We start from the raw sequence: 23,065 nt of genomic DNA, 5'->3' as shown, positions 1-23,065 counted from the left end.
GAAAAGTCACGCCTTTTTCCCGGCGCCACAGCGCGAGTGGCAGGATGCCCGAGTCGCTGTTTCAAACAAGCGGCCTTGGAAGGCCGCGCATTTTGGACTATGGGGCGAGGTGGGGCAATGCAAATGGCGCACTCGGGTGGTCACGCCGGGAACGAAACTGTTCCTCGCCAGTCGGATTCGACAGGACGCAGGCAGCCGCGGCAGGTGTGAGACGAGACGCAAAACTCGCGCGGCGCGCGCCTGCAACCCATGCCCTTTGACGCCGGTCACCTTTTCCCTCGATTCCCGTTGCTACGATCATTGTGGTTATTTTGCCCCATTATGTAGCGCGGCAAAGAAGTCAGCACATGCAATCGGTCCGCCTCATTCAGTTCAGCGATCTGCACCTGTTCGGTGAGGCGAGCAGTCGCCTGCGGGGGATCGCCAGCTTGCCGGCGTTGCAGGCCGCTGTGGCAGATGCCCAACGCCGGAGCCAGCGTGCTGACGGCGTCTTGCTGACCGGCGACCTGGTGCAGGACGAGCCGGAGGGGTATCGCTGGGTGCGCCAGGTGTTCGGCGCCTCGCGGGCGCCGGTGCTGTGCCTGTCCGGCAATCATGATCTGCCAGATCACATGCGCGCGGCGCTGCGCGGTGGGCCGTTCAAAATCGGCGGCCATACCGAGTTCGGGCGCTGGCTGGTGGTCATGCTGGATTCCTGGGTGGCCAACGACGCCGGCGGCCGTGTCGGCACGGAGCAGTTGAGCTATCTGCGCGAAGTGCTGCGCAGTCATCGCAACCATCACGTGCTGGTGTGCCTGCATCATCACCCCATCCCGATCCGCAGCCACTGGCTCGATCAGGTAGGGCTGTATGACGCTGACGAATTCATGACCGTGGTGCGCGAGCACTCGAACGTGCGCGGCGTGCTGTGGGGCCACGTACACCAGTCGCTCGATTGCTTCATTCACGGCGTACGCTTCATGGCCACGCCCGCCACGTGCGCTCAATTCGTTCCGGGCAGCGTCGACTTCGCCATCGACAACCGTCCGCCCGGCTATCGGGTGCTGGAGCTGATGCCCGACGGCACCATCGCCACCGAAGTGTGCTGGCTGGAAACTTACGCGAAAACCAGCGCTGCCTGAGGTACGCTGGCCGCGAGCCGCGACGGTCATCGGGAACCAACACGAATGAAAAAAATACTTGTCGCGCTGTGCGCGCTGTGGTTCAGCGCCGGCGCGGGCGCCGCCGACCAGCAGCAACACAGCCTGTGGTCGCTCAAGGGCCGCAGCAACACCGTCTATCTGCTGGGCTCGGTGCATTTCTTGAGCAAGTCCGAACGCCTGCCCGCGGCGCTCGAGCAGGCCTACGAGGACAGCGAAGTGCTGCTGATGGAGATCGACATGGACGATCTCGATCCGGCCGAAACCCAGCAGGTCACGCTCGAGCTCGGCATGCTGCCAGCCGGTCAGTCGCTCGAACAGCAACTCGGCAAAGAGACCTACTCACGGCTGGCGACACGCGCGCAGGACGTCGGCATCGACCCGGCGCTGCTCAATCGCTTCCAGCCCTGGTTCGCGGCCATGACGCTGGTCCAGCTGCAACTGATGAAAATGGGGCTGGCGCCGGATTCCGGCATCGAGCAGCGCTTCACTACGCGCGCGGTGGCGGACAAGAAGCCGATCCACGGACTGGAAACATTGCGCGAGCAACTCGGCATGCTGGCCGGGCTGCCGGCTCCTCAGCAGCGCGAGTTCCTGCTCTACAGCATCGACGATGCGGATCGGATCGCCGAGGAGATCGACGAGCTGCTATCTGCCTGGCGCCGCGGCGACAGCAAAGCGCTGGCGGACCTGCTGGCGGAGGGATTCGAGCAATATCCGGATCTGTACCGGCCGCTGACCACCGACCGCAATCGCCGCTGGGTGAGTCAGGTGGAGCAACTGCTCGATGACAAAGACGACTATCTGGTGGTGGTCGGCACGCTGCACCTGGTGGGTAAAGACAGCCTGGTGGAATTACTCGAAGGCAAAGGCCACAAGGTCACTCAGCATTAGTCGTTGGCTGTGGGTCGTTGGCTGTTGGCCAGAAAGAGACGGTCTTTTTCCGTTCCAACCCCCGTTCCCCATCAGCCGACTACTGGCTCAGACCTCGACCATCTCGAAGTCTTCCTTGCCCGCGCCACAGTCCGGGCAGCGCCACGACAGCGGCACATCGTCCCAGCGCGTGCCGGCAGCAATTCCGGATGCGGGATCGCCTTTTTCTTCTTCGTAGACGTAACCGCAGATCACGCACATGTAGGCTTTCATTTCGCAGCGCCGGCTTCGATCGAGAGTGAAACAAGGGGCCGGATTATAGGGAACTGACGCCGGCGATGGGAGGCCGCTGCTGCGCGTCCCGGCGCTCGCGGGCAGCTCCTGCACGTCCATGTGCCCGCTGCATTCGCGTCCTGCCCGTCACATTCGGGCATCCTGCGATTTGTTCTGATGCCTTACACTGCGCGCTCGAGTCGCTTCCGGAGCCTCCCGTGTCGCTATTTTCCGATGCCAGCCGCTACATTCCAGGCGGCGTGAACTCTCCCGTCCGCGCTTTTCGTGGCGTGGGCGGCGAGCCCGTTTTCATCGAGCGAGCCGCGGGCGCGCGCGTGTTCGATCAGGACGATCGGGGTTACATCGACTACGTCGGCTCGTGGGGACCCATGATTCTGGGCCACGCCCATCCCAATGTGATTCGCGCCGTGCAGGAGCGCGCCGCGCTGGGCCTGTCGTTCGGCGCGCCCACGCGCATCGAGACCAAGCTCGCTCAGCGGATCTGCGAGATCATGCCGTCGGTGGAGCTGGTTCGCATGGTGAACTCAGGCACCGAGGCCACCATGAGCGCCATCCGCCTGGCGCGCGGCTTCACCGGTCGCGACAAGATCGTGAAATTCGAGGGTTGCTATCACGGTCACTCCGATTCGCTGCTGGTGAAAGCCGGCTCTGGCGCGCTCACGTTCGGCGTGCCCACCTCCCCCGGCGTGCCCAAGGAATTCGCGGCGCAGACCATCACGCTGGCTTACAACGACATCGCCCAGGTGCAGCAGCTGTTCAACGACAGCGGCGATCAGATCGCCTGCATCATCGTCGAGCCCGTCGCCGGCAACATGAATTGCGTGCCGCCTGTCCCGGGCTTTTTGGAAACATTGCGCGCGGTGTGCGATCAGCACGGCGCGGTGCTGATTTTCGACGAAGTGATGACGGGCTTTCGCGTGGCGCGCGGCGGCGCTCAAGCGCTTTATAACATTCGTCCGGATCTGACCACGCTCGGCAAGATCGTCGGCGGCGGCATGCCGGTCGGCGCCTTCGGCGGACGCCGCGACATCATGGAAAAGATCGCGCCGCTCGGTCCCGTGTACCAAGCCGGCACGCTGTCCGGCAATCCCGTCGCCATGGCCGCGGGCCTCGCAACGCTCGAACTGCTGGATCAGCCGCAGTTCTACGAGCAGATCGCCGAGCGCACCACGCAATTGATGGAAGGCCTGCGACACGCCGCCAAGCTGGCCGGCATCGCTCTGTCCACCAATCACGTCTGCGGCATGTTCGGTCTGTTCTTCACGGACAAGAGCCCGGTGCGTTACTTCCGCGAAGTGATGGCTTGCGACGTGGAGCGCTTCAAACGTTTCTTCCACGGCATGCTCGCCGAAGGCGTCTATCTCGCCCCCTCGGCGTTCGAAGCCGGCTTCATCTCAGCGGCCCATACGCCCGCCGACATCGACGCCACCGTGGCCGCCGCCAAGAAAGTATTCGCAACGCTTTAGGCCAGGCGCGCGAGATCGTTGCGGGTCAGAACCGGTAGCTCAGATACAGGCTGGCGCTCTCGATCTGATAGATGACATCGCCCCACGTGCTGGCGGGATCGCTCGTTAGCAGCACGTCGCGGGCGATCTTGTCCGAAGCGCGCAGATCGAGGTTGAGATCGAAGCGAGGCAGCACGTCGCGCAGTTGTGCGTTGACGCCGCCGTAATAGCCGTACGCCGCAGTCTCCGCATCCAAGCGCATGGCGCCGGCAAAAGCACCGACTGAGAAACGACGCGTGAGATTGTAACGATAGTCGATGGCTCGTACGCCGAGCGCCGTCATGCCATCGAAATCGTCCATCTCGACGCGCACGCCAAAATCGCTGCGCGACGTCACTGCGCGGCGAACGCCGACACCGACGTGTGCACCAACGGCGGAGTTCTTGTCGATGGGCGTCACGCGGTCGGAAGGATCGAATTCGACGCGCGTGGCGTTGACACCGGCATCGACGAAGATGTCCACGTGGCGCGTGGCTTGTTCGGGAAGCGGCTCCATCGCGCCAGCGAATTCGTTTCTAGCGCCCGGCGAATAGCGCACGAAGGCCACCAGTCGATTGAAGTCTTCGCCGAACACGTCGCGACCGACGTTGACCTCGGCGCCATAGACGAAATCGCTAACGCTGCGCGAATATCGCAGCGAGACATCGTGCTCGCGCTGGTAATCGCCAAGGCCGTAATCCTCGTTCTGCAGAGTCCGATAACGCAGATCGAACAACCCGCCGAACGGAGCGGCCCAGCCGATCCGCAGCATGTGACTTTGCGCGCCGACCGCGTCGCGCGCGATGCGATCGTCGGCGCCCCAATGACCGATGACGTGCCCGTCGTTGGAAGTGCCATCGGGATACACGCCACTCACGTACCAGAGGTTCTGCCAATCGGAGACCTCATACGTCAGATCGAAGCGATTCCAGAAGCGCGGAATATCGATCCCGGCCGACAGCGAGACGTTGCCCAGTCGCCAGCCTTCGGAGCGCGAGCCGTCTTCACCGGCATACTCGAAGTAAATCGAAAACGGGCGCCGCGCCGGCACCAGGAACTTGCTGGTCACGGCCGCCACCTGATTGCCGAACTGATCCGCGACGGTCAGATCTTCGCTGATGTTGTCGTAACGGGTCGGCCGTAAGAACGCGTTGAGCAGATCGCTGAACGAGTCGGAGCGCTCGCCGCCTCCATACTGCAGCAGTCGACTGGCGCCCAACGACCATCCCGGCAGCGGTTCGATGCTCACGTTCAAACCGGCCAGGCGCGGCTTGCCGCTGGTGGTGCGGTCCTGGAAGGGCAAGCCGTCGACATGCGACATGCGCGCCATGAACGCTTCATAAGTCACATTCAGACCGGTCAATGGCTTGTAGTTCGACACCGTCACGCTAGGCATGGTGGGCGCCTGCGTGCCGATGAGCATGGCGCTGTCGCTCATCGGCGACCACCAATGCTCGCGGAAGCCCACGTCGACCTGCAGATACTGGCTGCCCACGCTGAGCCAGGAGCCTGAAGGCATGGTTTCGCCAGGATAGGCGACGCCGCCCAACTGCAACTGCACGAAATCGTGAACGCGAAACTGACCGGCCACCGACGCCGCCCATTCATCTTCAGCCGCCATGCCGCGGCGATTCGGCAACGTCTTGTTCGAATCGCGCGTCGAACCGCCTTCGACACTGGCGTGCGTCACTCCGTAACGGTCGGTATAAGCCCGCAGATAAGTGCGCACCCGCTCGCAGAGCACAGCGTCCAGCCGGCACGCCGCGGGCAACGCATCCAGCACCACGGCGGCCGCGATCGGACGGCGCACGACAGGACGGCCCGCCAGCAGCAGCACCCGATCGATCTCACGCTCGATCTCCGGGGAAAGATTCAGTGGCAGATATGGGCTGGGGCCTCGCGCCAACGCCTCGCCAGATAGCAATCCGGCGGCCACCAACACGGTGAGCCGGACAATTCGACTGCTGCTCAAACCTGCACCTGCGCGTTCATTCCAACCTCGGCCAACCCCGGGCCAACTCGTGTCGGCGTGCTCGATGTGACGATTCTTGTTTATTGTACCGACTCGCGCAGGGCCGATCTCACCCGCAGCGGAAAGTCGCATCGATTGTTCTCGAACCAGCGGCGCGCGTTGCTCGACAGGCGCGACCATTCCTGGTCGCTCATGGCCAGCGCTCGATCGATCGCGGCCTGCAGGCCCGCGGTGGAAAAGTAATAAGTGCTCGCAAGACGTTGCTCGCCGACCTGCTCGTACGGCGCCAGCAGCCCTCGATCTTCGGCGACCAGCTCGTCCATCGGCGGCGCCGCGACCGTCAACACCACGGCGCCAACGCTGAGCGCTTCGACGATGTAGTGCCCCCAGCCCTCCGACAGCGACGGACAGACATGGAACATGCATGCGTTCTGCTGCTCGAGCAGCTCGTCTTCGCTGAGATAGCCTTCACGGCGCTCGATGTTGGCCGCCTCGATCTCCGGCGCATGCACGTCGCGACAGTGCTCGATCACGGTCAACGTCGGCCAATCCGGTCGTTGCGCCCACAGGCGCAGCAGCCGATCGGTGCCCTTCATGGTGCTCTTGCCGGCGAGATGAAAGAAACGTCGCTCGCGCGGCACCTCCGGACGATAGCGATCTTCGCTGTCGAAGCTCAGAAACAGCGTGTGCCGGCCGAGGCGTTGAAAAATGTCGACGGCATGCCGGGTCTTGGCCCAGACGTGATCGACGTGTCGCAGAAAGCGGACGTCGTTACGATCGAACCATTCAGGATTGGGCACCACGGCGTTGCGCCTGGCCCGTGGCAGGAACTCGGCCCAGACATGCTCCAGCATGATGTTCAGATCGACGTCCGCCGCGGCGCGCGACCCGGCCAGTTTCAGCTGCAAGCCCAATTGATGCAGACGTGAGCGCCGGCGGCCGGCGGCAGCGGCGTCGATGGCCTGCACGCTCACCTCATGGCCGTCCTGGCGCAGGCAATCGCTCAGCAGCTTGATGTCGCGCGTCAGTCCGACGCCGTTCATTTTACCGATAATCCGGATCTTGTAAGGAGTTGCCGCTGGTTTCTGCACGTGTATCCGCCGACCTGACTGCTCGCGGCCGTTGGGCCTCGGGCGCCATTCTAGCGGCCGAGGCCCCGAGCATCGATGTCAGCGTGCAGCTTGATTTTCGGCCTGTGAACTACGCCCACGCCACTGCAGACCTTGGACCTGCACGCGACCGTGGCGTTCCAGCCGCGCCTGAATGCCGGCCAGCGTGCGGTCGTGCGCCTGCGCGAGCTCGGGCACCGAATGGCCCGAATCGAATTTCTCCAGCAGCTCGCGATCCTCCTGTTCGGTCCACGGCTTGCCGGCGTTGGCGGGCATGCGGCCGCGATTGGCGCGAGACTTGGTGCGCGCGGTGGCCTCCAACGCGCGCACGGCCGCATACAATGCGCGAATCACGTCAACCGACTGATACGGCGAGTCGACCTCGAACATCTCGCCAGTCTGCGGGTTGACGCCGTTCGCCAGCGCGGACACGATGGCCAGGGCCTTGTTGTCATCCATGATGTCGTTCTCCAGAAAGCTTCGGCTCGATCACTGAGCTCTTGATGAATCTGCTCTCGATGAATGTGAATTTCTCTCGCCTCGTAGCACGTAGCTGCGAGGTTGACTGCAGTGTAAGCGCGTGGGCCGTGCGCAAAAGCGCCGCATATCTGGCGATTCATCGAGAAATGCCGCGGCTTCGCGCGCGCCGACCGGTCATGGAGTGCTGAGCCGTGCGCGCCTTTGCTTTGTTCGTCGCCCTGCTGGGGGGCTCGCTGGTGGTGGCGGCCGTGCTCACGTATCCGGCCTGGTGGCTGGTGAGTCTGATTTCCATCGAGCCCGTCCACCGGGTCATGCATCGCATCGCCATGCTGCTGGCGCTGATCGGACTGGTGGTGCTGACGCGTCGGCTCGGGCTCTCCGATAAAGAATCGCTCGGCTATGGCCTGCCGCGCCCTCGATTCTTGAAACAAATGGGCGTGGGTTTCGTGTGCGGCGTGGGACTGATGTTTCCTCTCACCGCGCTGCTGCTCGGACTCGACATCCGTGAAGTGAAACCCGACTTCGACGGCGCGTGGCTGGGATTGATCGTGAGCGGCTTGCTGACGGGACTCACAGTCGCATTCATCGAAGAAACATTCTTCCGCGGGGTATTGTTTACTGCCGTCTCACGCACTTCCGGCGCGGCGGCGGCCATCATCGCTCCCAGCGTGTTGTATGCATCTCTGCACTTCCTTGGCGGCAAGCTGCGCGTCCCTCCCGAAGAGGTGTCATGGGTTCACGGCTTCGAGGTGTTGAGCAAGTTGTTCGAACGGTACGTGGAGCCACTGACGTTCGCGGATTCGTTCGTCGCATTGACCATGCTGGGCGTGCTGTTCGCCCTGGTCCGACTGCGCACCGGCGCCATTGCCGGTTGCATCGGTCTGCACGCCGCCGGCGTCGCGTTTATCGCCGTGCTCCGTCAGGCGACGCGCGTGAATCCTGAGGCCGAGATGGCCATGTTGGTGGGCTCGTACGACGGCGTCATCGGATGGGCGGCGCTCGTCTGGTTCACGATGATTGCAGCAGCCTTCATTGTGTGGAACCGTGTTTTTTCGGGGCGCAGACGCGAGGCGTAACTACTCAGGCCTGGCGGATATCCAGACGCTCGCGTAACAACCGTAAGCGGTCCACGGCGTGGTCCATTTCCAGACACTGCTGCTTTTCCGGCATGGGTAACGGCAGGATCTCCGCGAGCCGCATGCCCACCCAGCTGGCGTTCTCGAACATGGGCGGATCCTCGCCGTAAGCGGCGCCCACCTGCACGAACGCCTGCTTCAGCAGCTCGGCCAGAATGCCGAGGTCCTCGGGGATCTCCATCGCCGGCTCGTCGGGCAAAAGACTCACATTGGCGATGTTCAAGCCATCGCCCTGCGTCTTCACCTCGAGAATGCTGAATCGCTGCTCGCCGCGGGCGGTGATGCCGAGCAATCCATCATCGAGGCGCTCGAAATCCACGATGCGTGCGGTAGTGCCTATCGACGTGGTCCGCGCCGTTCCGCCCGCTTCGCGGCCTTCGGTGATCAGCGCAACGCCGAAGTTGCTGCTCTCCCGCATGCAGCGACTCACCATGTCCAGATAGCGCGGCTCGAAAATACGCAGACGCAACGGACCGCCCGGGAACAACACCGTGTTCAGCGGAAACAAAGGCAGGACCACCGACATGAGTCCTCCTTGCGACTCAACGCTTCCGCAGCCGGTCCAGCAATTTGCCGTGAATACCGCCGAAGCCGCCATTGGACATGATAAGCACGTGATCGCCGCTCACCAGTGAACGATCCAGCGAGCCGATCAGTTCATCCAGATCGCGCACAGTCTGCGCTCGCTTACCCAGCGTGGCCACCGAACCGGCCACATCCCAGGTGACATTCGGCCCTTGATACATCCATACATGGTCGGCCTGGGACAACGCGCCTGCCAGAGCGGCCGAGTGCGTGCCCAGTTTCATGGTGTTGGAACGCGGCTCGAGCACCGCGATCAGCCGCGATGAGCCGATCTTTCTTCGCAAACCGTCGATGGTCGTCGCCACCGCGGTGGGGTGGTGCGCAAAATCGTCATAGACCGTGATGCCATTGACCACACCGCGCACTTCCATGCGCCGGCGCACGCCCTGGAATTCCCTCAAAGCAGCGACTGACGTCTCGATCGATACGCCCGCGCCGCGCGCGGCAAGGACGGCAGCCAATGCGTTCTCGGCATTGTGACGCCCCATCATCGACCAGCTCACCTCTCCTCGCAGTTCGTTCCCCTGCATGATGGAGAAAGTGCTGTAGTCGCCGCCCGTGGGCGCGAGCGTGTACCACGCCGTGTCGCCATGTAGTCCGCTGGCGAAGCGCTCGACGGGCGTCCAGCAGCCCATGTCGATCACGTGCATCACATTCGCGTCGCCGGCGTTCGCGACCACCAGCCCGTGCCGCGGCACCATGCGCATCAGCTGATGGAACTGCCACTGAATCGACGCCACGTCGGGATAGATATCGGCGTGGTCGTGCTCGAGATTGTTGAGGATGGCGGTGCGTGGCCGGTAGTGAACGAACTTGGCACGCTTGTCGAAGAAAGCGGTGTCGTATTCGTCCGCCTCGACCACGAAGTGCTGGCCGCCGCCGATGCGCGCGGTCACATTGAAATTGCCGGGCACACCGCCGATCAAAAAGCCCGGATCGAGCCCGCCGTACTCGAGCAGCCAGGTCAGGATGCTGGAAGTCGTGGTTTTGCCGTGCGTACCGGCGACCGCCAGGGTCCAGCGCTTGTGGAGCACGTGCCGCGCCAGCCATTCCGGACCGGAGGTGTAGGGGATATCGCTTTCCAGCAGCGCCTCGATCAGCGGATTGCCGCGGCTCATGACGTTGCCGACCACCACGATGTCGGGCTGCAGTTTGAGCTGCTCGGGCTGGTAGCCTTCGATGATCTCGATGCCCAGCTCCCGGAGCTGGTCGGACATGGGCGGATAGACGCTCTGGTCCGAGCCGGTCACCCGATGACCCGAGGCGCGCGCCAGCGCCGCGATGCCGCCCATGAAGGTGCCGCAAACGCCAAGAATGTGAACGTGCATGTGGTGGACTATCCGCGCAGATCGAGCATCAGCTGCACGACCGCCTGAGTTGAATAAACGATGGCCACGGTGAGCGCCATGCCGGTGATCAGGCCGCGATCCAGCGCCAGCATGAAGATGCGCCCCAGCACCAGCGCAGTGATCAGGAAACGCAGCATCAGCCAGTTCATCGACAGCTCGTCGCTCCAGCCGAGCGCGAGCTGCGCCGAGCGAAAAGTCACATCCAGCAGCAGCACCAGCAGCCCGACGCCGAGCGTGGCCGTGATGGTCTGCACGAAACGCTGACGGCGCCCGAAGAACGCCAGCACCAGCCACAGCCAGGCGCCCATCATCATCACGTCGACGCAGATGAACAGCAGCGCGGTGGACTGATCCAGGGTGAACAGCCGCATGCGCACGAAACCGGTCGCCATGTAGGCGATCAGCGCCAGTGTCGCCAGCAAGGTCGACGCCGGCAGGTCCTGCGGTCCCTTTCGCCAGAGCGCGATGTCGAGGAAGCTTTGCAGAAATCGCAAAATGACCATGAGCGAAACGCGTGTTGCAGCGGCAAGTGTCGGCGGCGACTCCCCTATAATGCGACGAATTGTACACGCACGCCCATGCCAGCCGCCCAACCCGTCACCACGTCCGCTGAACTTCTACAAGCGCTCGAACGGCTCACCGATGCCGATTTCGTCGCGCTGGACACCGAGTTCATGCGCGAGAGCACTTATTTTCCCAAGCTGTGCCTGGTGCAGGTGGCGACGCCCGCTCACTGCGTGCTGATCGATCCGCTGGCGGTGCCGGACTTGCAGCCGCTGTGGAATTTCCTGAATGACCGCGCCCGGACCAAAGTGTTACACGCCGCGCGCCAGGATCTGGAAGTGTTGTCGGTCGCCATGCGCGGCGCGCTCAACGGGCCGATCTTCGATACCCAGATCGCAGCTGCCTTGCTTGGTCAGCCGGCGCAGATCGGCTACGGCGCACTGGTTGCGGCGCGCCTCGGGCAACAGCTCGAGAAAGGTCATACGCGCACCGATTGGTCGCGGCGGCCGCTCAGCCCGGAACAACTGCAGTACGCCGAAGACGACGTGCGCTATCTGGTGCCGTTGTATCTCAATCTGCGCGACGCGCTGGAAGAAGCTGGGCGCACGCCCTGGTTGTTCGAGGAGACACGCGAGCTGGAGCTTCCGTCCCTCCATCGCACCGAGCCGGAGGCGGCCTGGAAACGATTGAAAGGTCTGGACCGCCTGCGGCCCGAACAGCGCGCCACGGCGAAGTTGCTCGCGCATTGGCGCGAGGAAACGGCGATCAAACACGACAAGCCTCGCGGTTGGATCCTGGCGGACGATGCCCTGCGTGAAATCGCCGAACGGCTGCCTGGCAGCATCCAGGATCTGGAAAACATCCGTACCCTGCCCGGTGGCATCGCTCGCCGTCGCGGCGACGAGTTGGTCGCTTTGGTGGCGCGCGGTATCGAACTGGGCGCTGGCGAGCCGGCTTCATTCGTGCCGCCCCGTCCGGAGCCTCAGCAGCTGGCCATGGTGACCAAGCTCATGAACATCGCGCGGACTACCGCGGAAGAGTTGAAGGTCAGCCCCGAGATCCTCGCCACTCGCCGAGACGTGGAGCAGCTGGTTTTCTCGCGTCGCACCGATCGTCTGAGCACCGGCTGGCGCAAAGACGTCATCGGCGATCGCTTGATCGCCGGGCTGCAAGGCGCGACCTGAGCGCCTCGTCTCCGCGCTCTCGCGCGTCGCTCGGCAAGAAGATTTGTTTTTTTTCTTTTCCGCGCTTCGCGCGGGTCGGAGTCAAGACGCCTCCAACGCGCTTCCAAGCCTTGGAAGCCTTCCAAGCCTTCCACGCCTTCCACGCCTTGCACGCGTCCACGCTTCCACGTCTTCCAAGCTGACGCAGGGACTCGAGCGTTTCCGCGCGCCTCGCGCAGCCGGAGTGAAAGACACTCCCAACGCGCGTTTCTACGCGCGCCTGCTGGCACCGCGACTTGAGCGTCACGCGCTTGGCGTTACCACGCAGTGTCGGGGCGGACGCGCTGGCGTTACCACGCACTGTTGGGGGCCGCGCTTGGCGCGGCACCGAGTGACATCACGCCGGGACGCCACCGCACCCGTCACGTCGGTGCGGAAGTAGAACTGCGGACGATCTTCGTGCCGGTGGACGCGGGTTATTTCTTGGCGCGGGCTTTGCGGCCGGCGGCTTTGGAGGCGGGCTTCTTGGAGGCGCCACGAGCGGCGGGGCGCTTCGAAGATTTGCGCGAGAGCGTGCCTTTGGTGGCCGGCGTCTTCCGCGGAGCTTTGCCTTTGGCCGCTGAGCGCTGCTTGGCGGCGGCTTTGCTCTTGGTGGACGACTTGGCGGACGACTTGCTCTTGGCTGGAGTCTTCGCCGGCGCTTTCTTGCCGACCTTGGCGCCCTTCTTCGCCGCGCCCTTCTTCGCCGCGCCTTTCTTCGCCGCACCTTTCTTCACAGCCGCGGGTTTGGCCGACTTGGCAGCCGAGGCGCGTGCAGACGACTTGGTCGCAGGCTTGGATGACTTGGGGGATGACTTGGTGAGTTTGACCTTGGAAGCCGGCACGGGCTTGGCCAGCGCCGCGGCTTCCATGCGCTCGGACACTTCTTCGAGCTCGCCTTCGCCGGCGACTTTGCGCAGCAGGCCGAGCTTGGAATAGTGCTCGATCAGCGGCTTGGTCTGCTGGTCGTACACAGCCAGGCGCTTGCCGATCACTTCTTCCTTATCGTCGGGACGTTGATACAACTCGGTGCCGTCCTTCTCGCAGCTGGTCACGCCTTCGGGCAGCGTATGCACGTTGTAAACCGTGCCGCACTTCGGGCACACACGACGTCCGGCGAGGCGCTGCATCAACGTTTCGTTGCGCACGTCCAGCAGCAGCACCGCATCCAACGGCTGGCCGAGCTCTTCGAGCAGGGCGTTCAGCGCATTGGCCTGTTCGCTGTTGCGGGGGAAGCCGTCGAGGATGAAACCGTTGGCGGCGTCGGGGCGGCTCAGGCGCTCGCGGATCAGACCGAGCACGATGTCATCGGACACCAGCTGACCGGCGTCCATGACCGACTTGGCTTGTTTGCCAAGCTCGGTGCCGCGCGCCACCGCGTCGCGCAGCAGATCGCCGGAGGACACCTGAGGCACGCCATATTTGGTCTGCAGGCGCTGCGCCTGAGTACCTTTGCCCGAACCGGGCGCCCCCAGCAATACGATCCGCATCATTTTTGAATCCGACCTCCCATGAGAGCCGGGGAGGGTACAGAAAGCGAGCATCGAGCGCTATCCTTCGCGCACCATCAGGACGGGGTATTTCGCCCGGTCATATTGCACAGGTCGAACCATGCCGAAACAGACTGCACCGAAGAAGAATGCTCGCCGCTCGGCCCGCCCACGCAATGCTTTCTACGCCCAGTCCGGCGGTGTCACGGCGGTCATCAACGCCTCCGCCGCCGGCGTGATCGAAGCCTGCCGCCGCAACAAGAACCGCATCGGCAAGGTGTACGCCGGCCGGCACGGCATCGTCGGCGCCTTGACAGAAGATTTGATCGACACCAGCAAGGAATCCGCCGCGGCCATCCGCGCCTTGCGTCACACGCCCTCCGGCGCATTCGGCTCGGCGCGTTACAAACTGAAAAAGTTCGAAGACAACCCGGCCCAGTATCAGCGCCTGATCGAAGTGTTCCAGGCGCACGACATCGGCTATTTCTTCTATAACGGCGGCGGCGACTCGGCCGACACCTGCCTGAAAGTTTCGCAACTCGCCGACAAGCTCGGCTACCCCATCCAGGCCATCCACGTGCCCAAGACCGTGGATAACGACCTGCCCATCACCGACTGCTGCCCGGGCTTCGGCTCGGTGGCGAAATATGTCGCGGTATCGATCCGCGAGGCGGGCTTCGACGTGGCCTCGATGGCCAAGACGTCCACCAAGGTGTTCATCATGGAAGTGATGGGCCGCCATGCAGGTTGGATCGCGGCCGCGGGCGGACTCGCCGCCGAGAAGGATGGCGACGCCCCGCACATCATCCTGTTCCCGGAAATCACCTTCGACGAAGAAAAGTTCTGCGCGCGCGTCAAGGAATGCGTGGAGAAGTACGGCTACTGCGCCATCGTGGTCTCCGAGGGAGTCAAGAACGCCGAGGGCAAGTTCCTGTCCGATGCCGGCCTGCGCGATGCATTCGGTCATGCGCAGCTCGGCGGCGTCGCGCCGGTGATTGCACAGCTGGTGAAGTCCAAGCTGAATTACAAATATCACTGGGCGGTCGCCGACTACTTGCAGCGCGCCGCGCGTCACATCGCGTCCAAGGTGGACGTCGAACAGGCGTACGCCGTTGGCAAAGCAGCGGTGGAGCTGGCGCTCAAGGGCCACAACTCGGTGATGCCGACCATCGTGCGCGCTTCGCAGAACCCGTATCGCTGGAAGATCGGCATGGCGCCGCTCGACAAAGTGGCGAACCAGGAGAAGATGCTGCCGCGTGACTACATCACCGAGGACGGCTTCCATATCACCGCCAAGGGACGCCGCTACCTGAGCCCGTTAATCCGCGGCGAGGATTACCCGCCCTATCGCGACGGCCTGCCCCAATATGTGACGCTCAAGAACGCAGCGGTGAAGAAAAAGCTGGACACCCCCTTTGTGCTATAGTCCGGCGCGTTTTTTGCGCTGTTAACTTCGTTCAACTCGCGCGCTTTTGCACGGTCGCACGCCGGTGCCTGAGCGCGCCTTCAGCCTGGATTGGAACTGCCTTACTGACGATCTGCCTGCTGTAAAAATTCGGTTCACAACGATTGCCCGCAAGGGGGAGGAAGTTGATGTCCACAGATATCGCGCTTTGGCTCGCGATCGGCGCCGGTGTAATAGCCGTGCTGTATGGCGTAATTTCGGTCGGTTGGATCAACAAGCAGCCCGCAGGCAACGAGCGCATGCAGGAGATCGCGGCGGCGATCCAGGCCGGCGCCAAGGCATATCTGAATCGTCAGTACTCCACCATTTCGATCGTCGGTGTGTTGTTGTTGATCGTGCTCGGTCTGGCGCTGGACTGGGCCACCGCCGGCGGCTTCGCGGTCGGCGCCATTCTCTCCGGCCTGGCCGGTTATATCGGTATGAACGTCTCGGTGCGCGCCAACGTGCGGACCGCGCAGGCCGCCAGCGTCGGTTTGAATCCCGCGCTGCAAGTCGCCTTCCGCGGCGGAGCCATCACCGGCATGCTGGTGGTCGGTCTCGGCATGATCGGCGTCGCCGGTTACTTCACCCTCATGCGCGGCATGATCGGCGACGAACATGCGCTGCATTCGCTGATCGGCCTCGCCTTCGGCGGCTCGCTCATCTCCATCTTCGCGCGTCTCGGCGGCGGCATTTTCACCAAGGGCGCCGACGTAGGCGCGGACCTGGTCGGCAAAGTCGAAGCCGGGATCCCGGAAGACGATCCACGCAACCCCGCGGTGATCGCCGATAACGTCGGTGACAACGTCGGCGACTGCGCCGGCATGGCGGCGGACTTGTTTGAAACATATGCCGTCACCGTGGTCGCCACGATGGTGCTCGGCGGGTTGATGTTCACCACCGCCGACGGCTCTCTCGACATTCGCTACATCATCTATCCATTGATGTTGGGCGCGGTCTCCATTATCGCCTCCATCATCGGTTCGTATTTCGTGAAGGCGCGCGAAGGCGGCAAGATCATGAACGCGCTGTATCGGGGTACCGCTGTGTCCGGCGTGCTGGCGCTGATCGCGTTCTGGTTCGTGTCGGACATGGTGATGGGCGAACAGGCCGTCGATCTGTTCGCCTGCGCGGTCATCGGCCTCGTGCTCACCGCCGCGTTGATCTGGATCACCGAGTACTACACCGCGACCGAGTTCGCGCCGGTGCGTTACGTTGCTGCCGCCTCGCAGACGGGTCACGGCACCAACGTGATCGCCGGTCTCGCCGTGTCGATGAAGTCGACGGCCCTGCCGGTGCTCGCGGTCTGCGCCGCCATCTGGGGCGCATATCACATCGCCGATCTGTACGGCATCGCCATCGCGGCTACCGCGATGCTGTCGATGACCGGCATGATCGTGGCGCTCGACGCATACGGCCCGATCACCGACAACGGCGGTGGTATCGCCGAGATGTCCGGCCTGCCGCCGGAAGTCCGCAAGATCACCGACGCACTCGACGCGGTCGGCAACACCACCAAGGCGGTTACCAAGGGTTACGCCATCGGCTCGGCCGGTCTAGCGGCGCTGGTGCTGTTCGCCGACTACACCCACAACCTCGACGCGAGCGGCAAGCTGGAGACGTTCTCGCTGTCCGATCCGGCCGTGATCATCGGCTTGTTCATCGGCGGCCTGGTGCCGTATCTGTTCGGCGCCATGGCGATGGAAGCGGTGGGTCGCGCCGCCGGCTCGGTGGTCGTGGAAGTGCGCCGTCAGTTCCAGGAGATCAAGGGCATCATGGAGGGCACGGCCAAGCCGGACTATTCCAAGGCGGTGGACATGCTGACTCGTGCCGCGATCAAAGAAATGATCGTGCCGTCGCTGCTGCCCATTCTGGTGCCGGTGATCGTGGCCTTCGGCATGAATTTCCTGATGGGCCCGGGCGCGGGCATTCGCGCGCTGGGCGGTCTGCTGATCGGCACGATCGTCACTGGCCTGTTCGTCGCCATCTCCATGTGCACGGGCGGCGGCGCCTGGGATAACGCCAAGAAGTACATCGAGGAAGGCCACTTCGGCGGCAAGGGCTCGGAGACTCACAAGGCTGCGGTCACCGGCGACACGGTGGGCGATCCGTACAAAGATACGGCCGGCCCGGCCATCAACCCGCTGATCAAGATCATCAACATCGTGGCGCTGCTCCTCGTGCCACTGCTGTAAAGATAGCGACAGCTTCGATACCAAGGGCGCAGCCTGGCTGCGCCCTTTTTGTTTGGCCCTGGCAAACTGTAGCCATGGATGACTCCAGCAAATCCGCTCGTCCCCTGCCCGCGGTGGCGCGCTACCTGCTGCTGGTCTTCGCCGTGGTTTGCGTGGCGCTAGGCGTCATCGGAATCTTCATCCCTGGCCTGCCGACCACGGTGTTCATCCTGATGGCCGGCTGGGCCGCGGCGCGCAGCTCACCGCGATTTCATCGATGGCTGGAGAACCACCGCCTGTTCGGCCAGATGCTGCGGGACTGGCGCAGGCACGGCGCAGTCAGTCGTCGCTCGAAAGTCGCGGCGACCGTCATGATGGCGGCGTGCGCGGTCATTTTGTTTCTTACCAGCACACGCATGTGGCTCGCTGAAACCATCACGGCGGTGATGGCGCTGGTGCTGATGTGGCTGTGGCTCCGACCGGAGCCACCGGGAAATTAGCCGATGCTCCGCGCCGGCACCACGCGCGCCAGCGGCTGCGGCCGGCCAAGATAGAAGCCTTGCAGGAAGTCGACGCCCATTTTCTTGGCCGCATCCAGCGCGCCGGCGTCTTCCACCTGCTCGGCGATCACCTGGAAGTTCAACGTGCGCGCCAGCTTGATCATCGCCGCCACCATGGCCTGGTTCACCGAGTCCACCGCCAGGTTGCGAATGAACGTGCCGTCGATCTTCAGATAATCGAGCGACAGATTCTTCAGGTTGCCGAACGAGCTCAAACCGCGGCCGAAATCGTCCAGCGCGAACTGGCACCCCATGCCGTGCAACACCCCGATGAAACGCTGCGCATGTTCGATATTGGTGATCACCGAGTTCTCGGTGACTTCGAAACACAGCTGGTTGGGCGATACGCCGGTGCGATCGAGCACGTCGACCACGAACTCCAGGAACTGCGGATCGCCGAGAGTCTGACCGGAGAGATTGATGGAGAGGCTGCGGCGCGAGGGCAGACGAATGCCGCCACGCCCCAGTGCCGTCAACGCCGTCTGCACCACCCAGCGATCGACATCGGACATCAAACGATAGCGCTCGGCGGCGCGCAGGAACTCCGCGGGCGAGATGCCGCCGGGCACGGTGTCGTCCTGTAACCTGAGCAGCACTTCCAGCGCCGGACCGGTTTCGGTCGCCGTCGAAGCGATGATGGGCTGGGCCATCAGCTCGAAACGATTGTCCTTGAGCGCCGACTGCAGGCGTTGCAGCCACTGGATCTCGCCGCGATGACGAGCAACCGCCTCATCGCGCGCCGAATAAACGTGCACGTGATTGCCCTGCTTCTTCGCCACGTAGCAGGCCGAGTCGGCGGCGCTCATCACTTCGTCGGGCGCGCCGCTCTCGCGCGAAATCTCGATCAGCCCGACGCTGATGCCGATGTTGAAAATCTTGTCCTTCCAGACGAAGCGGTAATCGCTGATCTTGCGGACCACGTCGTCGGCGATCTGGCGCGCCTTGTCGAGCGGACAGCCCACCAGCAACAGACCGAACTCGTCGCCGCCGAGGCGGCCGACAGTGTCCGAATCGCGCACCGTCTCTTTGATCAGTGCCGCGACCTCGCGCAGCATGCCGTCGCCGGCCATGTGCCCGCAGGTGTCGTTCACCGCCTTGAAGCGATCCAGGTCGAGATAGCACAGCACGTGCTTGGCTTCGTTGGTGTGCGCCGTTTGCAGCGCTTCTTCCAGGCGACGCTCGAACTCGCGACGGTTCACCAGGCCGGTCAGCGCATCGTGACTCGCCTGATACGACATCTGCTTGGTGATGCCGCGCAGTTCGCTCACATCGCGGACCACGACCACCGTGCCGACCAGATCGCCCTTCTGGGCTTTCAATGGCGTCACGGTGAGCTCCACCGAACGCTCTTCGCTGCCGTTACGCGAGATCATCAAGCCGCGACGGCCGGCGGTCACTTTCGACTGCGTCGCCAGGCAGTGCCGCACCGGATCGCCGAGCGAGCGCCGGTCACCTTCGTCCAGCAGCTGGATGATATCGGTGATGCTTTTGCCGAGCGCGTCGACGGCAGTGGCGCCGATCAGTTGCTCGCCCGCTTGATTGACGTAGTCGATGCGGCCGCTCACGTCGGTGGTGATGATGCCCTCACCCAGCGAGTCCAGCGTTTCCCACGCAGTCGGGCGACCGCGTGCCGCGGGAGGCACCGGCATGGAGCGCGGGCCCATCTCGATCATCGTCAACAACAGCGCGGGCCCGCCCGAATAGTCGATGCGCACCGCCGACAACTCGGCACGCGCGCTGCCGCCCAGTGCATCGGGATGCAACTCGACTTCGAGGCGGTCCAGGCCCGGCTCGCCGGCCAGCGAGCGACGCAGATGCTCGCTCACCAGCTCGGTGTAATCGGGATGCAGCAGGTCTGCGATCTTTTTGCCGGTGAGATGCTCGGCGGCAACGCTGCCCGTCAGCGCGGCGAAGCGCTCATTGGCAAACACGATGTGCTCGCGATGCACGGCGACCGCTTCATGCAGCCCGCTCAGCAGCCCGACCAGCGAGCGCTCGCGCTCGCCGATCATCAGATCCTTCATGGCCATCTGCTCGAGCAGACGATTGGCGCTGTCGGCGAAGTCCGAGGCCGGCCCGGTGACGCGAATGCGCTCGGCGAATCTGCCCGAGCGCACGATGCCCTCCAGTTGTCCGGCGGCGCGGCTCAAGGCCGCGCTCCGGCGCTCCCGCCAGAGGATGAAACCCAGCAGCAGCACGACCGCGACGGCGAGAGAAAAGGTCAAAGTCCCCAACAGGGCACTCACATTGAAACGCTCTTGTCCTTCGATCCCCTGATTGAGCAGGCCAGCGCACGCTGGAGCCCGCCATGTCGGCTAGATGCAGGCGCGCATCGAAACTGCGCACTAGTGCCTAGATATCCGGAACAGAGCATAGCGAACGGTTCAACATCTGCCGGGGGGATTGACCATATTGTACGTGGCAAGTCGTGGAATATTGGCCTGAATGTGGCCCTGAAGACCGCTTCAGGGTTCCCAGCAGGCGCGTGTCGCAGTGGGCCCTCGGGCGAGCCGGCGCGCGCCGTCCCGCTTCTTGTGCGACGTAATTAAAGCCCGTACCCTTGCCGCCGCCCGCGCGACGCCTGTTTGGCGGCCGTAAACAGCCCTCTCGGACAGCCCTGCGCGGGCCCGGACCAGGCCTGATTTGTCTACGAAAACTGCCTATGAATATCGAGTTGGCTCGCGACCAGATGATCGAACACCAGGTACATGCTTGGGAGGTGTTCGACGAGCGGGTCTTGAACACCATGCGCCAGATCCCCCGGCAGCAATTCGCCCCGCCCGCCTATCAAGGCGTGGCGTTCGCGGACGCCGCCATTCCGCTGCCGCACGGCCAGACCATGCTGCCGGCCAATATCCAAGGCCGGATTCTGCAGGCACTGCTGCCCTCTCCCAGCGATATTGCCCTGGAAGTGGGCGCCGGCAGCGGCTATCTGAGCGCCTGCCTGGGTCGGCTCGCGGCGCGCGTGCGCTCGCTGGAGATCTTCCCCGAGCTGGCCGAGCTGGCCCAGCGCAACCTGTTCGCCGCCGCCGTCAACAATGTATCGGTCGAAGCGGCGGACGGCATGCAGCTCGCCGAGCAGTCGAGCTACGACGTGATCGCCGTGACCGGTTCGTTGCCGTTGTATGACGAACGTTTCCAACAAGCGCTGCGCATCGGCGGCCGCTTGTTCGTGGTGGTCGGTCAGGCGCCGGTGATGGAAGCCTGGCAGGTCACGCGCGTCGGCGAACGTGAATGGCAGCGCGTGAGCCTGTTCGAAACGGTGATCGCGCCGCTGGTGAATGCGCCGCGCCCGTCCGCGTTCGTGTTCTGATCGGAGCGTCAACCATGAGCACTCCGCAACCGATCGTCGAGATCACCCCGACTGAATTCGTGGCTCGCCGCCAGCGCGGCGATGCATTGACCCTGCTCGATGTGCGCGAAGCCTGGGAGCTCGGCGTGGCCAGCGTGCCGGCCGATCAACAGGTGGTGCACATTCCGATGGGCGAAGTTGCCGACCGGCTCGGCGAGCTCGATCGCAACAAGGAAGTGGCGGTGCTGTGCCGTTCCGGTCGTCGTAGCCTGGAAGTCGCAAAGTTTCTGCAACAAAACGGCTTTCAGACGGTCAACGTCGCCGGCGGCATCCTCGCGTGGTCGCGCGAGCTGGATGCAACCATTCCGACCTACTGAAGCGTCCAAGTGAGCGCCACCGCGCTCACCGGATGAATGTGAGCTGCCCCGGGATGACACGGAGGCGGTGGAAGGATGGAACTGTGGCATGAATGGTGAAAGCCGGTTCGTGCCCTGCCGCCGCCTCATTAATAACTTCGCCAGCGTGTCATCATCGGCGAACGACCCTAGGACTGGAACGAACAAGATGAAAGTACGCGCTCCGCTCATCGCCGCTTGCAGTCTGATCCTCGCATCGGCCGCGGCCGATGCCGCCGACCTGGTCACCGTCTATCAACGCGCCTTGCAGAACGATCCACAGATCCGTGAAGCGGATGCGCTTCGCCTGGCGAGCCGCGAGTCCAAGCCGCAGGCACTGGCGGCGTTGCTGCCGCAGCTCGATGCGAGCGGCTCGGCCGAGAAATTCAAGTCAGACGGCTCGAGTCTGTTCCCAAGTACCGACGGGGACCTGACTACTTTCGTCAACCGCCAGACCGAGAACGATACCGACACGATCGGCTGGCAAGTGCAGTTGCGCCAGCCGGTGTTCCGGTGGGATCAATGGATGACGCTGAAACGCGCCGACGCGGAAGTCGCGCAGGCCGAAGCGGATTATCGATTCGCGCAGCAAGACCTGATTCAGCGCACCTCGATTCGCTATTTCGATGTGCTCGCCGCGCAAGACACGGTCGACGCCGCGCAAGCGTCGCTGGATGCCTTCGCTCGCCAGCTCGAGCAGGCGGAAAAGCGCTTCGAGGTTGGCTTAATCGCGATCACGGACGTTCAGGAAGCGCGCGCCGCGCACGATCAGGCCGCGGCAGCTCTGATTCAGGCGAAGCGCACGCTCGCGACAGCGCGCGAACTGCTGCGTGAGCTGACCGGCGAATCGTTCGATCAGCTGGCCGCGCCGGTGGACGACATGCCGCTGGAGTCCCCGAATCCGGCCAACGAGGAGCAATGGGTTACGACCGCGCTCGATCAGAATCTACAGGTGATCTCCGCACGCCTAGCAACCGACATCGCGAAGCAGGACGTGCGTGTAGCACGCGCGGGACACCTGCCTTCGCTCGATATCGTCGCCACCCATGCCGACTCCGAAGACAGCGGCACACGTACGGTCACGAATCCAAACACGGCCCCGCAGGTGTTTCCCGCGGATGCCGATGGCAAGTCGGACAGCATCTCCTTGCAAGTGACCGTGCCCATTTACTCCGGTGGCGCGACTTCTTCTCGCGTGCGCCAGCAGGTCTATCTGCACCGAGCGGCGCGTGAGCGCCTGGAGCGAGCCAATCGCGAGACCGAGCGTCTCGCTCGCGATTCGTATCTCGGTGTGTTGAGCGAAATCTCACGCGTCCGCGCGCTCCGACAAGCGGTGGAATCCAGTCAGACGGCCTTGCAGGCCACCGAAGCCGGCTTTGAAGTCGGAACACGCACCACCGTCGACGTCCTCGATGCCCGACGTCAGTTGTTCGAAGCGCAGACCAACTACGCGCGCAGCCGCTACGACTACATCCTGAACGTATTACAGCTGCAGCTGGCGACCGGCACGCTCGATCGCGCCGATCTGGAAGAGATCAACTCCTTCCTGCGCGAGCGAACCATCACCCGCTGATATCCAGCTC

Annotated in this window: 20 protein-coding genes; 11 read left to right on the top strand and 9 right to left on the bottom strand. The window is 63.6% G+C overall.

Going from position 1 to position 23,065, the window contains the following annotated elements:
* Positions 1-347 precede the first annotated feature (347 nt).
* Positions 348-1,121: a metallophosphoesterase gene (locus JM946_RS24665; protein WP_203170045.1), complete on the top strand. Its 774-nt coding sequence runs from the start codon at positions 348-350 to the stop codon at positions 1,119-1,121.
* Between the two features lie 45 nt (positions 1,122-1,166).
* Positions 1,167-2,033 carry a TraB/GumN family protein gene (locus JM946_RS24660; RefSeq protein WP_203170044.1) on the top strand — a complete coding sequence of 289 codons (867 nt, stop codon included), beginning with the start codon at positions 1,167-1,169 and terminating at the stop codon, positions 2,031-2,033.
* 87 nt (positions 2,034-2,120) lie between these two features.
* Here JM946_RS24660 and JM946_RS24655 read toward each other — a convergent pair whose 3' ends face one another.
* A complete protein-coding gene (locus tag JM946_RS24655) occupies positions 2,121-2,285 on the bottom strand; it encodes a rubredoxin (RefSeq protein WP_116810406.1) in 165 nt (54 codons plus the stop codon).
* A gap of 218 nt (positions 2,286-2,503) precedes the next feature.
* Here JM946_RS24655 and hemL point away from each other — a divergent pair, with 218 nt between their 5' ends.
* Positions 2,504-3,772, top strand: coding sequence for a glutamate-1-semialdehyde 2,1-aminomutase (gene hemL, locus JM946_RS24650; protein WP_322110974.1), 1,269 nt, complete (start codon positions 2,504-2,506; stop codon positions 3,770-3,772).
* A gap of 25 nt (positions 3,773-3,797) precedes the next feature.
* Here the strand turns inward: hemL and JM946_RS24645 are convergent, their stop codons facing one another.
* The 3 genes from JM946_RS24645 to JM946_RS24635 form a co-directional block, all read right to left on the bottom strand.
* Positions 3,798-5,762, bottom strand: a complete 1,965-nt coding sequence (locus tag JM946_RS24645; protein WP_203170042.1) for a capsule assembly Wzi family protein — start codon at positions 5,760-5,762, stop codon at positions 3,798-3,800.
* Positions 5,763-5,842: 80 nt separating this feature from the next.
* Complete coding sequence (locus JM946_RS24640) at positions 5,843-6,805, bottom strand: glycosyltransferase (protein ID WP_203170041.1); 963 nt, start codon at positions 6,803-6,805, stop codon at positions 5,843-5,845.
* Between the two features lie 126 nt (positions 6,806-6,931).
* Positions 6,932-7,330: a hypothetical protein gene (locus JM946_RS24635; protein WP_203170040.1), complete on the bottom strand. Its 399-nt coding sequence runs from the start codon at positions 7,328-7,330 to the stop codon at positions 6,932-6,934.
* A 212-nt stretch (positions 7,331-7,542) separates the two neighbouring features.
* On the opposite strand from JM946_RS24635, the gene JM946_RS24630 reads away from it, so the two are divergent.
* Positions 7,543-8,427, top strand: coding sequence for a CPBP family intramembrane glutamic endopeptidase (locus JM946_RS24630; RefSeq protein ID WP_203170039.1), 885 nt, complete (start codon positions 7,543-7,545; stop codon positions 8,425-8,427).
* A 4-nt stretch (positions 8,428-8,431) separates the two neighbouring features.
* Here the strand turns inward: JM946_RS24630 and JM946_RS24625 are convergent, their stop codons facing one another.
* From JM946_RS24625 to JM946_RS24615, 3 genes are read right to left on the bottom strand one after another with little or no spacing between them, the layout of a single operon-like run.
* Positions 8,432-9,013: an LON peptidase substrate-binding domain-containing protein gene (locus tag JM946_RS24625; RefSeq protein WP_203170038.1), complete on the bottom strand. Its 582-nt coding sequence runs from the start codon at positions 9,011-9,013 to the stop codon at positions 8,432-8,434.
* Between the two features lie 16 nt (positions 9,014-9,029).
* Positions 9,030-10,400, bottom strand: a complete 1,371-nt coding sequence (gene mpl, locus JM946_RS24620) for a UDP-N-acetylmuramate:L-alanyl-gamma-D-glutamyl-meso-diaminopimelate ligase (protein ID WP_203170037.1) — start codon at positions 10,398-10,400, stop codon at positions 9,030-9,032.
* An 8-nt stretch (positions 10,401-10,408) separates the two neighbouring features.
* Complete coding sequence (locus JM946_RS24615; protein ID WP_203170036.1) at positions 10,409-10,924, bottom strand: hypothetical protein; 516 nt, start codon at positions 10,922-10,924, stop codon at positions 10,409-10,411.
* Positions 10,925-10,999: 75 nt separating this feature from the next.
* On the opposite strand from JM946_RS24615, the gene rnd reads away from it, so the two are divergent.
* A complete protein-coding gene (rnd, locus tag JM946_RS24610) occupies positions 11,000-12,109 on the top strand; it encodes a ribonuclease D (protein WP_203170035.1) in 1,110 nt (369 codons plus the stop codon).
* Positions 12,110-12,564: 455 nt separating this feature from the next.
* Here rnd and JM946_RS24605 read toward each other — a convergent pair whose 3' ends face one another.
* Positions 12,565-13,620, bottom strand: coding sequence for an adenylate kinase (locus JM946_RS24605; RefSeq protein ID WP_230979963.1), 1,056 nt, complete (start codon positions 13,618-13,620; stop codon positions 12,565-12,567).
* Between the two features lie 118 nt (positions 13,621-13,738).
* On the opposite strand from JM946_RS24605, the gene JM946_RS24600 reads away from it, so the two are divergent.
* The 3 genes from JM946_RS24600 (at position 13,739) to JM946_RS24590 (ending at position 17,735) form a co-directional block, all read left to right on the top strand.
* Positions 13,739-15,043 (top strand): 6-phosphofructokinase, encoded by a 1,305-nt coding sequence (locus tag JM946_RS24600; protein WP_203170034.1) that lies wholly within the window; start codon positions 13,739-13,741, stop codon positions 15,041-15,043.
* Positions 15,044-15,210: 167 nt separating this feature from the next.
* Entirely contained in the window at positions 15,211-17,256 is a 2,046-nt protein-coding gene (locus JM946_RS24595; RefSeq protein WP_203170033.1) for a sodium-translocating pyrophosphatase, read from the top strand.
* 74 nt (positions 17,257-17,330) lie between these two features.
* Complete coding sequence (locus JM946_RS24590; RefSeq protein ID WP_203170032.1) at positions 17,331-17,735, top strand: YbaN family protein; 405 nt, start codon at positions 17,331-17,333, stop codon at positions 17,733-17,735.
* Here JM946_RS24590 and JM946_RS24585 read toward each other — a convergent pair.
* Positions 17,732-20,041 (bottom strand): EAL domain-containing protein, encoded by a 2,310-nt coding sequence (locus JM946_RS24585; RefSeq protein ID WP_203170031.1) that lies wholly within the window; start codon positions 20,039-20,041, stop codon positions 17,732-17,734. The genes JM946_RS24590 and JM946_RS24585 overlap by 4 nt on opposite strands.
* Before the next feature lie 416 nt (positions 20,042-20,457).
* Between JM946_RS24585 and JM946_RS24580 the strand changes: the two genes are divergently transcribed.
* From JM946_RS24580 to JM946_RS24570, 3 genes are all read left to right on the top strand, one after another.
* Positions 20,458-21,108 (top strand): protein-L-isoaspartate O-methyltransferase family protein, encoded by a 651-nt coding sequence (locus tag JM946_RS24580; RefSeq protein WP_203170030.1) that lies wholly within the window; start codon positions 20,458-20,460, stop codon positions 21,106-21,108.
* Between the two features lie 14 nt (positions 21,109-21,122).
* Positions 21,123-21,464: a rhodanese-like domain-containing protein gene (locus JM946_RS24575; RefSeq protein WP_203170029.1), complete on the top strand. Its 342-nt coding sequence runs from the start codon at positions 21,123-21,125 to the stop codon at positions 21,462-21,464.
* A 187-nt stretch (positions 21,465-21,651) separates the two neighbouring features.
* On the top strand, positions 21,652-23,055 hold the full coding sequence (locus JM946_RS24570) for a TolC family outer membrane protein (protein ID WP_203170028.1): 1,404 nt from the start codon (positions 21,652-21,654) through the stop codon (positions 23,053-23,055).
* Positions 23,056-23,065: the final 10 nt, after the last annotated feature.

It is taken from the genome of Steroidobacter gossypii (assembly GCF_016801985.1).
In the GTDB taxonomy this organism is placed as follows: domain Bacteria; phylum Pseudomonadota; class Gammaproteobacteria; order Steroidobacterales; family Steroidobacteraceae; genus Steroidobacter; species Steroidobacter gossypii.
The sequence above is the reverse complement of the archived record's forward strand: the minus strand, read 5'-3'. Positions and strand labels throughout refer to the sequence as shown.